We start from the raw sequence: 13,225 nt of genomic DNA, 5'->3' as shown, positions 1-13,225 counted from the left end.
GCCCGGGCGGCGGGCCCGTTCCCCCGCGCGGGGCGCGGGGGAACGGCGTACGGGAAACGGCCGGCGCGCCGTTGGCCGTCCGCGCCGGCGCACGATGCCGCGCCCGCCCGCGTGGTGGCGCGCCGGGCGGCGCGCCGGTCCGCCGGTCCGCGCCCGCCTACGCGTCGGCGCCGAAGCCCGGCACCTCGCGCGGGGTGCGCGCCGCCGGGCCCGTGTAGCGCGCGGAGGGCCGGATCAGACGGCCGGTGCGCTTCTCCTCCAGGATGTGCGCCGACCACCCGGCCGTCCGCGCGCACGTGAACATCGCCGTGAACATGTGCGCCGGCACCTCGGCGAAGTCCAGCACGATCGCGGCCCAGAACTCCACGTTCGTGGCGAGCACCCGGTCCGGGCGGCGCGCGCGCAGCTCGGCGAGCGCGGCCCGTTCCAGCGCCTCGGCCACCTCGAACCGCGGCGCGCCCAGCTCGCGCGCCGTCCGGCGCAGCACCCGCGCCCGCGGGTCCTCGGCGCGGTAGACGCGGTGCCCGAAGCCCATCAGGCGCTCGCCCGCGTCGAGCCTGCGCCGCACCCACCCCTCCGCGTCGCCCTCGCGCTCGATCTCCTCGATCATGCCGAGCACCCGGGAGGGCGCGCCGCCGTGCAGCGGCCCGGACATCGCGCCGACCGCGCCCGACAGCGCGGCGGCGACGTCGGCGCCGGTGGAGGCGATGGTGCGGGCGGTGAACGTGGAGGCGTTCATGCCGTGCTCCGCCGCGGAGATCCAGTACGCGTCGAGCGCGGCGACGTGCCGCGGGTCCGGCTCGCCGCGCCAGCGGCGCAGGAAGCGTTCCGTGATGCCCTCGGCCTTGTCGATCTCCCGCTGCGGCACCATCGGCTGCCCGGCGCCGCGCGCGGACTGCGCGACGAAGCTCAGCGCCATCACGGCGGCCCGCGCCAGGTCGTCCCTGGCCTGTTCCGCGTCGATGTCGAGCAGCGGGCGCAGGCCCCAGGCCGGGGAGAGCAGCGCGAGCGCGGCCTGCACGTCCACCCGCACGTCGCCGGAGCGCACCGGGATGGGGAACGGCTCGGCCGGCGGCAGCCCCGGCTCGAACGCGCCGTCCACCAGCAGGCCCCACACCTGCCCGAACGGCACCCGCCCCACCAGGTCCTCGATGTCGACGCCGCGGTAGCGGAGCGTGCCGCCCGCGCGGTCCGGCTCCGCGATCTCCGTCTCGAACGCGACGACTCCCTCAAGACCGGGCACGAACTCCGGCATGTGGCGCACTCCTTCCAGCTCACCGCCGCCGCCCGCGGGTCCCCCGGGCGGGCGGCCGACCCGGCCGTCACCTTAACTCCGGATGTACGCGGACCGGAGAGCGCGGGGCGAAAGTACGCCGCACCCTCCCCGCGGGGGGCGCGTGTTGCAAGATATGGCGCGTGTCCCACGCCGAGAACTCCGAGAGAGCCGACAAGACCGATACCCCCGGCGCCGCGGGGGCGCCGCGGACCCAGCTCGACCCGGCCGCCATGCGGGCGGCGTACCGTGCGGCGGGGCTGGAGGAGAAGGACCTCGCGGCCGACCCGTTCGCGCAGTTCGAGCGGTGGTTCGCCGAGGCGGCGGGCAGCGGCCTGCACGAGCCGAACGCGATGGTGCTCGCCACCGTGGACGAGCTGGCCAGGCCGAGCACGCGCACGGTGCTGCTGAAGCAGTTCGACCGGCGCGGTTTCGTCTTCTTCACCAACCACGGCTCGCGCAAGGGTCGGGACCTGGCCGGCAACCCGCACGTCTCGCTGCTGTTCCCCTGGCACGGCATCGCCCGGCAGGTCGTCGTGCTCGGCAGCGCGGAGCGCATCGGCCGGGCGGAGACGGCGGCGTACTTCAGGACCCGCCCGCACGGGTCCCAGCTCGGGGCGTGGGCCAGCGAGCAGTCCTCCAAGGTGGCCTCGCGCGCGGAGCTCGACCGCCTGTACGCCGACCTGGCGGAACGCTACCCGGAGGGCTCGGACGTGCCCGCGCCGCCGCAGTGGGGCGGCTACCGGGTCGAGCCGCGGTCCGTGGAGTTCTGGCAGGGGCGCGAGAACCGGCTGCACGACCGGCTGCGCTACGTGCGCGCGGGGGACGGGTGGACCGTCGAACGGCTGTGCCCCTGAGCGGGGGCTCGCTCGCGCGCCCGGGCGCGGGCGGCCGGAATGGTCCTCGCGCCCGGACAGCCGCCCCGCCGCGCGCGGGGGCGCGCGGGCGCTCTGCCGCGCGCCGGGGCACAAAAAAACGATCCGCGGGCCTGAGCCCCCGGTGGGCGCGGTGCGCGCCCGCCGGGGAGCCGGCCGGACGATACCGGCGGCCCGCGGATCGGGTGACTGCTTGGGATTGGCCGGCGGTGCCGGCGCGCCACGTGTCGTGGAAACGGCGACCGTTAGGCCGCAGTCACCTCACGCGTCCGGTTGTCATACATCTGCCGAACCACCTCCCTTCTCGTGTACCCCGTACGTTAGGCGCTGCCGCGCGGGGGGCACAACCGAATTTCCGCGAGGTGACGAGATTCGCTGAAACCCTATGTGACGGACGTCACGATGCAGTTGAATGGTCCGGCGCACGCGACCGGCGCTCATTCTCCTGTGCTGGGGGTATCAGGTGACCACTCCTTCCGACATCACGTCCGCGCACGACGTCGGTGACGACCATCTGCTCGCGGCCCTGCTCGACGGCATGGACGCGGCGCTGTTCGCCGTGGACGGCGGCGGCCGGATCACCCACTGGAACCGGCAGGCCGAACGCCTGCTGGGCTGGACCGCCGAGCAGGCGGTGGGCCGCAAGGGCCTCGGCGGCTGGGCGGTGCGGGACGCCGACGCGGCCGACGTGAACGACCGGCTGCTGCGCGTGCTGCGGGCGCCGGGGGACGGGGGCCCGCGCCAGGTGCAGGAGTTCCCGCTGCTGCGGCGCGACGGCGGCAGGGTGCTGGTGCGCGCGCAGGTCACGGCCGTGCGCGGGCCCGACGGCAGAGGCACAGGGGCCTACTGCGCGTTCAGCGAGGTGCACGCGCAGCTCGACCTGGAGCGCAACCTGGCGTTAAGCGAGGCCCTGCTCACCGACGCCGCCTGGGCCGTGCTGGTCGTCGACGCCGACCTGCGCACGGTCGCGGCCAACGACCGCGCCGCCCGCTCCCTCGACGCCACCCCGGTGGACATGCTCGGCGAGCCGCTCGGCGAGTTCATCGGCGCCGGCATCGAGGAGCTGGAGGGCGCACTCGAACACACCCTGGCGGGCCAGGCGCCGGACGGGCCGGTCGAGATGTGGCTCACGCTGCGGGAGGACGACTGCCGCGAGGACGAGTACGGCCTGCCGGTGCCGCGGGACGCGGAGGGCGGGGAACGCTGCCTGCTCGGCGGTTTCCTGCGGCTCGGCTCACCGCTGGCGGCGCAGGCGGCGCCGCTCGGCGTCGCGTGGGTGTTCCAGGACGTCACCCGCACCCGCCGCGCCGCGCGCCGGGTCGCGCGGCGCGCGTTCCGCGACGGGCAGCTCGGCCGCGCGGCGCGGGCCGCCGCGGAGTGCGCCGACCCGATGGAGGCGGCGCGGCTCCACCTGCACTACGCGCTGCCCGGGTTCGCGGAGCACGCGCTGCTCGACGTCGTGGGTCCGCAACGCGATCCGGCGCGCGCGCCCGCGCTCGTGCGGATCGCGCAGAGCCCGGACGCGGACGCGTGCCCGCTCAGCCCCGAGGGGGTCGCCGTCCGCTACGGCGCGGGCCACCCGGCGCCCCAGGCGGTCGAGCGCGGGGTGCCGGTGCGCATGTCGGGCGCCTCGGACGCCGCGGCGTGGGCGGCGGAGCAGCGCTGGCCCGAGGGCACCGAGCACGCGCTGTGCGTACCGCTGCGCAGCAGGGGCCGGGGGCTCGGCGCGCTGACGTTCCTGCGCGGCGGGGGGCGCCGCCCGTTCGACCGGGCGGACACCGCGTTCGCCGAGGACGTCGCGCTGCGGCTGGCCGCCTGCGTCGACCTGGCCCGCGCGACAGGGGGGAGCTGATCCGGCCGCGGGGGCGGAGGGAGCGCGCGTGCACGCGCCCGGGGCAGCGGTGCCCGCGCTCGGGGCAAGCAGTGCCCGCGCCCGGGGCAGCAGTGCCCGCGGGGTCAGCGGTGCCACAGGATGCGGTCGGCGTGCTCGGCGATGACCCGCTCGTTCCACTCGGTGCCGCCGTCGACGTTCGCCGAGCGCAGCAGCGGCGGTTCCGTGCCGCCCGCCGCCAGGCGACCCGCGGCCTCGGCGACGAGGGCCTGGAGCAGCGCGCAGGTCACGACGGTCGAGGCGGGCGCGAACGGCGCGCCGATGCCGGCGGCGGTGAGCGTCGCGTCCCCGACCGGGACGCCGCTGTCGATGACCAGGTCGCAGTGGTCGGCGAGGAACGTGCCCGACGGGTGGCGGGAGGCCGTCTCGGCCGCGTAGGCGACGGAGGTCACACCGATCACGGTGAGGCCGAGCGACCTGGCGTGCGCGGCCATCTCGACGGGCAGCGCGTTCCGCCCGGACAGGGATATGACGACCAGCAGGTCGCCCGCGGCGGCCGGGCTGCTGTCGAGGACGGCGGAGGCCAGGCCGCCGACCCGTTCGAGCGCGCTGCCGAGCGTGGCCGGCATCGTGTCGACGCCGGTCGTGCCCGGCACGGGCAGCGGGTTGACCACGGCGAGGCCGCCCGCCCGGTAGACCAGGTCCTGCGCCGGGAGCGCGGAGTGCCCGGCGCCGTGGACGAACAGCCGCCCGCCGGCCGTGATGGTGTCCGCCAGCAGCGCGGCCCCCTCCGCGATGCGCGCGGCCTGCCGTTCGCGGGCACGGCGCAGCAGGTCGATCGCGGCGTCGAAGAACTGCTCGGCGAGCGTGATGTCGCTCATGTGGAGTGCGTCCCCTTGCTGACCGTGGCGGTGCGGATGCGGTTCCGCAGGAGTCACCGTAATGGTCTGGACCAGTCGGGTGTCAATACGTGTGCGGCCGGCCACTCATCGGGGGGCCGCTTGTCACTCCGGTACGTCAGAATTGGCGGAGGGCCACCGCAACAGACTTCGAGGGGCACTCATGTCCGGACTCATCGACACGACCGAGATGTATCTCCGCACCATTCTGGAGCTGGAGGAGGAGGGCGTGGTCCCGATGCGTGCCCGCATCGCGGAGCGGCTGGAGCAGAGCGGCCCGACGGTCAGCCAGACGGTGGCGCGCATGGAGCGGGACGGCCTGCTGACCATCGCGGGCGACCGGCACCTGGAGCTGACCGACGAGGGGCGCCGGCTGGCGCAGCGGGTCATGCGCAAGCACCGGCTCGCCGAGTGCCTGCTCGTCGACGTGATCGGCCTCGAATGGGAGCACGTGCACGCGGAGGCGTGCCGCTGGGAGCACGTGATGAGCGAGGCGGTCGAGCGCCGCGTGCTCGAACTGCTGAACCACCCGACGGAGTCCCCCTACGGCAACCCGATCCCGGGCCTGGCCGAGCTCGGGGAGGCCGGGGAGGCCGATCCGTTCCTCGGCGAGGGCATGGTGGCGCTGGCCGAGCTGGAAGCGGACGGCGGCAAGACGGTCGTGATCCGGCGCATCGGCGAGCCGATCCAGACGGACGCCTCCGTCATGCAGACGCTGCGCCGGGCCGGGGTGCAGCCGGGCGCCTCGGTGAGCGTGCACGCGGGCGAGGCCGGCGCGGTGCAGGTCGCCAGCGGTGGGGAGGCCGCCGAGCTGCCGCACGACGTCGCGATGCACGTCTTCGTCAACAAGGCGTGAGCCGGCGGGGGCCTGGGCGCCCCCGTCCGGCTGTACTCCCCGGGCGGGGTGGCCGGCCGCTGCCAACGGCCGGCCCCACCCGCCCCGGTGCCGCTCCGGAACCCCGAGTCGTCCGGGCGGCCCCTCCCTTGCCTGGAAATTCCCCCGGGGAAAGCGGGAGCAATCTCGAACACCTGTCGCTCGAAAGGGGCATTCGCGTTAGGCAACGGGGCCGGTGCCGAGGCTCGGCCGGCGGCGTGGCATGCACGCCGTGGGAGCGGGAACACGCGCTGTGCGGCCGTCGGGCGGTGGCGTTTCGAATCATGACATGTATGTGATTCGACTGGGACAGAACCGGGACATTCGACGGCCGATCGTTCGCGCATCCGTGCGATGATTGCGATTCACCGAACGGGCCCAGGGAGGGCTCCAGGGGGAGTTGAACCATGGCAAGAGCAAAGCGCCGCGCCGCGACCCTGGCGGTCGTCGCCGGTCTGATGGCGGTCACCGCGGCCTGTGGCGGCAGCGATGACGACGCGTCGTCCGAGAACGAGGACAACACGAGCACCGAGACCACCGAGGGCGGCGGGGACGACGCCGAGGGCGGCGAGGACAGCGAGGGCGAAGGGGGCTCCGCCACGGCCGACCTGCCGCCGGGGGAGATCGCACAGGCGGCGGGCGAGGCCCTGATCGAAGCCGAGGCGCTGCGCATCGCGACCGTCGGCGACCCGGCCGAGCTCGGCATGGGCATCGACCTCCAGCTCGACCGGGAGGGGACCTGCGTGGGCAGCGTCACCATGCCCGGCATGGGCTCCGTCGAGCTGCTGATGCAGGGTGAGCAGGTCTGGATGAAGCCCGACGCCGAGTTCTGGCAGACCGGTCTCGGTGCCGCCGACCCGGCCGTCATCAGCCTCGTGGACGGCAGCTACCTGCACGGCAGCACCAGCGACGCCGAGCTGGCCCAGATGGCCGGTACCTGCAACCTCGACGCGTTCACCGGGGAGCTGGGTTCGCCCGGCGACGCCGGGGACAACATGACCGCGGGCGAGATCACCGACCACAACGGCGTGCCCGTCATCCCGCTGACCGAGGGAACCGGCGCCCAGGCCACCGAGATCTACGTCGCCGCCGAGGGCGAGCCCTACCCGGTGCTGCTGCGCAGCGAGGCGGAGGGCATGGAGATCGAGTTCAGCAACTTCGACGAGCCGGTGCCCTTCGAGGAGCCGCCGGCCGACCAGGTGCTGAACATCGCCGACTTCCGCGAGGGCAACATCGGCGTCTGAGGCGTCCTTCGCCACCGTGCCCGCCACCGCGGGCCACCGGCTCGCGGCCCGTGCGGCCCGGCCCCGGACCCCCGGGGCCGGGCCGCACGGCGCGTTTCCCGCGCGCCGCCGTTGCGTGAGCGGGGCCGCCGGACATGAGCGGAGCCGCCCGTCCTGAGCAGACAGGAGCGCGCGTGTGAACAGCCCGCCGGCCGTGACCCACCGCGCCGGATTCCGGCGAACGCTGCTGGCCTGCGCGGGACTCGGCGCCGCCGGCACCGGCCTCGCCGGGGCGCGCCTGGCCCTCGCGGGACCCGACCTGTGGCTCGGCCCCGGCCTGCTGTGCGCGTTCACCGGCCTGCTCGCGCTGTACTGGGCGACCGCCAGGATCGAAGCCGACGCGCACGGCCTGCGCTCCCGGACGCTGCTGCGCCGCTGGAGCGTGCCGTGGCACGAGGTCGCCGACCTGCGGGTGTTCGTGAACGAGGCGCCGGCCCCGCAGACGCAGGACCGGCGCCGGGTCGACGCGGCGCTGCGCGGCGGGCGCAGGCGGCGGCTGCCGCAGCCGCGCAGCAGGATCACGCCCGATCCGGACTTCGACGCGCGGCTTGCCGCGCTGCGCGCGCTGCACTCCCGCCACGGCGCCCCCGAGTCCGACCACCTCCCCGTCGTCTCGCACCGCACCGCCGGATTCGGCCCGGCCTGGCGGATCGTCGCGGGTGTCCTGCTGCTCGCGGGCGCGGGCACCGCGGCGTGGTTCGTGCCGGCCGCCGCGTCCCAGGAGCGGGCGTGGCGCTCGGCCGTTCCGTGCGCCGAGGAGACGCCCGCCGCCGAGCGCGCGGAGTGCCTGACGACCGTCGGCGCCGTGATCGAGCGGACGGAGGCCGACCGTTCCCGGGGAGGCGACCGGCTGTACTTCGCCGGCGGCGCGCCCGTGGAGCAAGTCACCGTTCCGTACGAGACCGCGCGGGCGTTCGAGCCGGGCGACCGCGTCGAGGTGACCCTGTGGCGCGGCGAGGTGCGCGGCGTCGTGGGCGATGGCCACGCGTTCCGCGACCACGTCACCGGCGCCGGCGACGTGGCCGTCGTCGCGGCGGCCTGCGCGCTGGCCGCCGGCTGGCCCGCCGCCCGCCTGCTGCTGCGGCTGCGCGCGCGCGGGCTGCCCGACGACGAGGTGGTCCCCTCGGCCCTGCCGTTCGCGGGCGCCCTCGTGGGCACGGCGCTGTGGCTGCTGCCGCTGTGCTACCTGCACCCCATGGACCAGCTCGGCTCGCCCGCGACGGCCGCGTGGACGGCCGCGGGCTCGTCGGCCTCGCTCGCCCTGTTCGCCATGGCCTGGCGCGCCACCCGCGTGCGGGCGCCGGGGGAGGCCGCGGGCGCCCGGCGGGGCGCGGCACCCGCCGGGGACGGGGCGGACGGAAGGGAGGAGGACGTGTTCGTCGCCGCCCGTTTCCTTGAGGCGACCGACTACAACCCGTACCACTTCGGCACGCACGTCGTCCTCGGCGGCGAGGGGCCCGCGGTGACGCCCCACGCGGGCCCCGGCCGGTTCGCGGCGAAACGGATACCGGTGGAACGGCTCACCCTGACAACGGTGCGGCGCGGCCGGGGCGGTGACGGCGGTGTCGTGCCGAAGAGCTGGCACGTCGCGGAGTTCGACGACGCGGGAACGCCGGTCCGCCTGGCGGCTGCCCCCGCCGACCTGGTCCGCGTCCTCGACGCGCTCACCGCTGCGCGCCGGACGGCGGGCACCCCGGCGGCGGACTGATGCGGTGGGCCAACTCCCTTATTCGTATGGGATGATGGAAGGTCGTCCGGTGGCGTCGTGAGCGACGCGGGAAGGCGCGGCGCGCGTCGGCCATGAACCAGGCACATCCGGCGGCCGGGCATTCGTGCGCGCGTGCGATGATGAGGGCCCTTTCGGGGCGTCTGGGGGGAGTTGGAACAGGGTGAACAGGGCGAGAGCGAGACACCGCGCCGCCACCGCGGCGCTGGCCGCGGGCCTCGCGTTCGGCACGGCGGGCTGTGCGGGCAGCGGCCCCTCGCCGTTCGCGAGCGGCGGTTTCGAGGGCCAGGGAAGCGAGGCCGACCCGTCGGGCACGGGCGGGGACGATGCCGCGCAGGGCGGCGAGAACGACGAGGGCGGCGAGAGCCGCGAGGGCGTCGCGACGGTCGACCTGTCGCCCGAGGAGATATCCGTGGCCTCGTACGAGGCGCTGCTCACGGCGGAATCGCTGCGCATGGCGACGACCGAGGGCATGTCGGCCGCCGGCTTCTCCTTCGACCTGCACCTCGACCGGGCCGGTACCTGCGTGGGCAGCGTCACCATGCCCGGCATGGGCTCCGTCGAGTTGCTGATGCGCGACGACTCGGTCTGGATGAAGCCGGACACCGAGTTCTGGGAGTTGACCGCGGGCACCGACGAGCAGGCGCTGATCGGTCTCCTCGACGGCAGTTACCTGCTCGCCGACACCAGCGACCCGGAGGCGGCCGAGATGGCCGAGGTCTGCGACTACGACACGTTGTGGGAGGACTCCGGCCCGGGCGGGAGCGCGGAGGCGAACGTCACGGCCGACGAGGTCACCGACCACGACGGCGTGCCGGTCATCCCGCTCACCGAGCGTGAAGGCGACGAGGTCACCGAGATCCTGGTGGCCGCCGAGGGCGAGCCGTACCCGCTGCTCGTGCGCACCTGGACCGACGGCATGGCCATGGAGGTCGCGTTCAGCGGCTGGAACGAGCCGGTGCCCTTCGAGGAGCCGCCGGCCGACCAGGTCCTCGACATGTCCGACTTCCGGGACGGCGGCTTCGCCGTGTGAGGCGTGCGCGCCGCGGGCCCGGCACCGGGCCCGCGGCGCGCACGTGCCTCAGGACTTGCTGACCGCCGCCATGATCTCCGGCAGCCGCCCGACGGTCATCGGCGCCGCGATCCGCAGCCCCGCCCACGCCAGCAGCAGCCCGTAGCCGGCGCCGAGCGGCAGCACCGCCCAGATCCAGCCGGCCTCCGAGGTCCGCCCCCACACGGTGAGCGCGATCAGCGGGGCGCACAGCACGCCGCCGGCGAGCATGCCGCCCAGGATGCTGCCCCACGCGAGCGCGCCCTGGCCGGGCGCGACGTTCTTCATCGCGTTGTCCTGCGGGATGGAGTACGGATAACGGGCGCTGGTCACCGCACCCACCGCGAGCAGCGCCCCGAGCAGCGCGAGCGCGAGGCCGAGCCCGTCGGGCAGCTGGTCCCACGCCCCGAACGCCGCCGCGGAACCCGTCACGACCAGGCACGTGAACGGCACCCCGATCAGGGCGATCGCCAGCGCGCGGCCCCGCAGCTCCAGGTAGGCGTCCCTGGTGGTCCCGATCGTCTGGGCGACCATCCAGAAGGCGCTGTAGTCCTGGCCGAACTGGTTGTACATCGTCAGTCCGAGCAGCGCGGCCACCCAGCAGGCGTTGTAGACCGACCCGTTCCCCTGCGCGGCGAAGACCACGGGGAGCAGCAGGCCCATGCCGAGCGACATCGCCCAGCCCATCTTGGTCTTCGGGTCGCGCCATCCGTACAGCAGCGTGCGGCGCATCACCGTTCCCGTGCGGCCGCCGGGCAGCCACGCTGCCGGGCCGCGCGCGGGGCCGGTCCGCCCGGCCGCGCGTTCCGGGGCCGGCTGGAGCGTCGAGGAGTCGGGCGCGGTCATCAGCCGGGTCAGCGTGCGGCTCCACCACCGCAGGAGCAGCAGGCACGCCAGAACGGTGCCGCCGAGCCCGTAGGCGACGAAGCCCCACGAGCCCTCGCCCGCGGCCCGCACCGCGTCCACCGCCGAGAGCGGCGGCACCCACCGGGCCACGTCGGCGACCGCGGCCACGGGACCGAGCCCTTCGCCGTCCTCGTCGGCGAGCGAGGCGAAGGCGAGATTGACGCCCTGGAGGCCGAACGCCACCACGATCCCGCTGAGAACGGCCAGGTCGCGCCCCTTGCGGCTGCTCAGCAGGCCCGCGTTGGCGGTGGCGAGCGTGCGCGTGAGGGTCGTGCAGGTCACCAGCGTCAGCGGCACGGCGACCACGGCCACCGCGGCGGCGGCGCCGCCGTGCGCGCCCGGCAGCACGGCCCCGGTCAGCAGCAGCAGCGTGAACAGCGGCCCGGTGCCGACCAGGGCAGCGGTCGCCTGCGCCACGAGCAGCGGGCCGGGCCGCAGCGGCAGCATCACCAGCCGGGACGGGTCGAGCGTCTCGTCGGCGCCGCCGATGAACAGCGGCAGGAACGCCCAGCCGAGCACGATCGTCAGGGCCAGCGCGACGCCGGCGGCCGGCCCGTCCTCGTGCCCGCGCAGCGCGACCATGGTCAGCAGCCCGAGGGCGCCGAACAGCAGGGCCACCGCGATCGACCCCACGAACGCGGCCGAGCGGCCCTTGGACTGCCGCACGCCGTTGCGCAGCAGCGACAGCTTCAGCCGCACGAACGTCGCGGTGACGACGGAGAGCGGAACCTCGCCGGGCGCGGGCGCGGCGGGCCCGCCGAGGACGGGGGAGCGGTCGGCCTCGGGTGCCGCGACGCCGCTCACGCGCCGCCGCCCAGCCAGTCGAGGCGGTTGCCCGCGGGGTTGCCCCGCACGCCCACCAGGCCGAGGAAGGCGTCCTGGAGCGAGTCCGCGTCCCCGCGCACCTCCGCCAGCGGGCCGTGCGCCCGGACCCGCCCGGAGGCCATCACCGCGACCCAGTCGCACAGCGACTCCACCAGCTCCATCACGTGGCTGGAGAACACCACCGTGGCGCCCGAGGCCGTGTACCGCTCAAGCACGCCGCGGATGGTCTGCGCCGACACGGGGTCCACGCCCTCGAACGGCTCGTCGAGGAACAGGACTTCCGGGTTGTGCAGCAGGGCCGCGGCGAGGCCGGTCTTCTTCCGCATGCCCGTCGAGTAGTCGACCACCAGCTTGTGCTGCGCGCCGGACAGGTCGAGCACGTCGAGGAGCTGGTTCGCGCGGCGGTCGACCTCGTCGGCGGGCAGGCCGCGCAGCTGGCCGAGGTAGGTCAGCAGCTCCCGGCCCGACAGCCGTTCGAACAGCCGCAGCCCCTCCGGCAGCACCCCGATGCGGGCCTTGACGGCCACCGGGTCGCGCCACACGTCCTTGCCCGCGATCTCGACGGTGCCGGAGTCGGGCCGCAGCAGCCCGGTGATCATCGACAACGTGGTCGTCTTCCCGGCGCCGTTGGGTCCGACGAGACCTATGAAACGGCCCGCGGGGATGTCGAGGTCGACGCCGGACACGGCGACCTGCTCCCCGAAGCGCTTCCACAACCCCCGTACCCGAACGGCGACCCGGGCCGTGTCCTCCGCCACGGCGGCTTCTGCTGTCGTGTCCTGCTCAGGTTGGTCTTTCATGCCCCATACCCTAAGGGGGCTGTTCGGGGGGGTTCGCGTGCATCTCGGTGCTGCCGCCGCGGGCCTCGCGGCAGGACCCGCTCACCGCCGGCCCACACCCGCCGGCGCCGTCCGGCCCGCCGGTGCCGCCAGACCCGTTCGGCTCGTCTGTGCCACCTGTGCCGTCTGGCTCGTCTGGCCGCACGCGTACCCGAGGGGCGCGAGCAGTTCCTCGGCGTCGGGGAGCCACCGGTTCAGCGGGGTCGGCCGGCGCGCCCACTGGGCCGCGCCGCGGTGGCCCATCCGCGTCGGCGGCGCGACCACCCAGCCGCCCTCGCCGCGCGGCACGAGGCCGAGCCCGGCGGGCGACCAGCCGAACCGGCGCAGCACCCCCGGGGCCTTCGCCGCGCCGCCCGGCAGCACGAAGAACTGCATCCGCCCGAGCGGTGTCGCGGACACCGGTCCCGGCGCGATGCCGATCCGTTCCATCCGGGCCAGGGCGAGGCAGCCCGCGGCCTCCGACACGTCCAGCACGTCGAACGTGCGTCCGGTCGGCAGCAGGATGCCGGCCCTGGGGTGGTGCGACCACAGCCGCCGGGCCTCCGCGGCGCTGCCGGTCGCCTGGGCGGCCCAGTCCCGGCGCAGGGGGTGCGCGCCGGGCGCATCACAGGCCGGATCGGCGCACGAACAGCGCGCCGCGCCCGAATCGGACTCGATCCATGCGCCGGGCAGCACGTCCCAGTGCCGTTCCGTGACGTACCGAAGTGCCTGTTCGAGCGGGTTTTCCGCGAATTGCCTGACCTCGTGCGGGGCCGCGGTCGCCCCGGTGCGTGCGCTGATGTCTTCCACGCCGGGGACAACTCGGCTACTCCATACGGGTTACGGCCGCGCCCGGCCGGGTCT

Annotated in this window: 11 protein-coding genes; 6 read left to right on the top strand and 5 right to left on the bottom strand. The window is 75.2% G+C overall.

Annotated elements, in window-relative coordinates; translation table 11 throughout:
* Positions 1-157: 157 nt before the first annotated feature.
* The gene (locus LC193_RS12230) at positions 158-1,255 is read right to left on the bottom strand and encodes a citrate synthase 2 (RefSeq protein WP_226073985.1); all 1,098 of its coding nucleotides are present in this window, start codon (positions 1,253-1,255) and stop codon (positions 158-160) included.
* A 251-nt stretch (positions 1,256-1,506) separates the two neighbouring features.
* Here LC193_RS12230 and pdxH point away from each other — a divergent pair, with 251 nt between their 5' ends.
* Positions 1,507-2,130 (top strand): pyridoxamine 5'-phosphate oxidase, encoded by a 624-nt coding sequence (gene pdxH / locus LC193_RS12225; RefSeq protein WP_226078564.1) that lies wholly within the window; start codon positions 1,507-1,509, stop codon positions 2,128-2,130.
* A gap of 481 nt (positions 2,131-2,611) precedes the next feature.
* Positions 2,612-4,000 carry a PAS domain-containing protein gene (locus tag LC193_RS12220; RefSeq protein ID WP_226073984.1) on the top strand — a complete coding sequence of 463 codons (1,389 nt, stop codon included), beginning with the start codon at positions 2,612-2,614 and terminating at the stop codon, positions 3,998-4,000.
* Between the two features lie 104 nt (positions 4,001-4,104).
* Here the strand turns inward: LC193_RS12220 and LC193_RS12215 are convergent, their stop codons facing one another.
* Positions 4,105-4,860, bottom strand: coding sequence for an SIS domain-containing protein (locus LC193_RS12215; RefSeq protein ID WP_226073983.1), 756 nt, complete (start codon positions 4,858-4,860; stop codon positions 4,105-4,107).
* 181 nt (positions 4,861-5,041) lie between these two features.
* Here LC193_RS12215 and LC193_RS12210 point away from each other — a divergent pair, with 181 nt between their 5' ends.
* The 4 genes from LC193_RS12210 (at position 5,042) to LC193_RS12195 (ending at position 9,794) form a co-directional block, all read left to right on the top strand.
* Entirely contained in the window at positions 5,042-5,734 is a 693-nt protein-coding gene (locus LC193_RS12210) for a metal-dependent transcriptional regulator (RefSeq protein WP_226073982.1), read from the top strand.
* A gap of 425 nt (positions 5,735-6,159) precedes the next feature.
* Positions 6,160-6,996 carry a hypothetical protein gene (locus tag LC193_RS12205; protein WP_226073981.1) on the top strand — a complete coding sequence of 279 codons (837 nt, stop codon included), beginning with the start codon at positions 6,160-6,162 and terminating at the stop codon, positions 6,994-6,996.
* 175 nt (positions 6,997-7,171) lie between these two features.
* Positions 7,172-8,743 (top strand): PH domain-containing protein, encoded by a 1,572-nt coding sequence (locus tag LC193_RS12200; protein WP_404819401.1) that lies wholly within the window; start codon positions 7,172-7,174, stop codon positions 8,741-8,743.
* A gap of 181 nt (positions 8,744-8,924) precedes the next feature.
* On the top strand, positions 8,925-9,794 hold the full coding sequence (locus tag LC193_RS12195; RefSeq protein ID WP_226073980.1) for a hypothetical protein: 870 nt from the start codon (positions 8,925-8,927) through the stop codon (positions 9,792-9,794).
* Between the two features lie 48 nt (positions 9,795-9,842).
* On the opposite strand, the gene LC193_RS12190 is transcribed toward LC193_RS12195, so the two are convergent.
* The 3 genes from LC193_RS12190 to LC193_RS12180 all read right to left on the bottom strand — a co-directional run bounded on the left by LC193_RS12190 (position 9,843) and on the right by LC193_RS12180 (position 13,171).
* A complete protein-coding gene (locus tag LC193_RS12190; protein ID WP_404819400.1) occupies positions 9,843-11,522 on the bottom strand; it encodes a transporter in 1,680 nt (559 codons plus the stop codon).
* The gene (locus LC193_RS12185) at positions 11,519-12,343 is read right to left on the bottom strand and encodes an ABC transporter ATP-binding protein (RefSeq protein WP_226073978.1); all 825 of its coding nucleotides are present in this window, start codon (positions 12,341-12,343) and stop codon (positions 11,519-11,521) included. The genes LC193_RS12190 and LC193_RS12185 overlap by 4 nt, the downstream gene beginning before the upstream one ends.
* 81 nt (positions 12,344-12,424) lie before the next feature.
* Positions 12,425-13,171, bottom strand: coding sequence for a bifunctional DNA primase/polymerase (locus LC193_RS12180; protein WP_404819399.1), 747 nt, complete (start codon positions 13,169-13,171; stop codon positions 12,425-12,427).
* Between the last annotated feature and the right edge of the window lie 54 nt (positions 13,172-13,225).

This window comes from Streptomyces marincola (assembly GCF_020410765.1).
GTDB lineage: Bacteria > Actinomycetota > Actinomycetes > Streptomycetales > Streptomycetaceae > Streptomyces > Streptomyces marincola.
This window is presented reverse-complemented; position numbering and strand designations above follow the sequence as displayed.

What these genes read in the sequence shown, in the direction of transcription:
- LC193_RS12215 (WP_226073983.1), bottom strand. Translation starts at nt 4,860, where the DNA reads ATGAGCGACATCACGCTCGCCGAGCAGTTCTTCGACGCCGCGATCGAC.
- pdxH (WP_226078564.1), top strand. Translation starts at nt 1,507, where the DNA reads ATGCGGGCGGCGTACCGTGCGGCGGGGCTGGAGGAGAAGGACCTCGCG.
- LC193_RS12230 (WP_226073985.1), bottom strand. Translation starts at nt 1,255, where the DNA reads ATGCCGGAGTTCGTGCCCGGTCTTGAGGGAGTCGTCGCGTTCGAGACG.
- LC193_RS12185 (WP_226073978.1), bottom strand. Translation starts at nt 12,343, where the DNA reads ATGAAAGACCAACCTGAGCAGGACACGACAGCAGAAGCCGCCGTGGCG.
- LC193_RS12205 (WP_226073981.1), top strand. Translation starts at nt 6,160, where the DNA reads ATGGCAAGAGCAAAGCGCCGCGCCGCGACCCTGGCGGTCGTCGCCGGT.
- LC193_RS12210 (WP_226073982.1), top strand. Translation starts at nt 5,042, where the DNA reads ATGTCCGGACTCATCGACACGACCGAGATGTATCTCCGCACCATTCTG.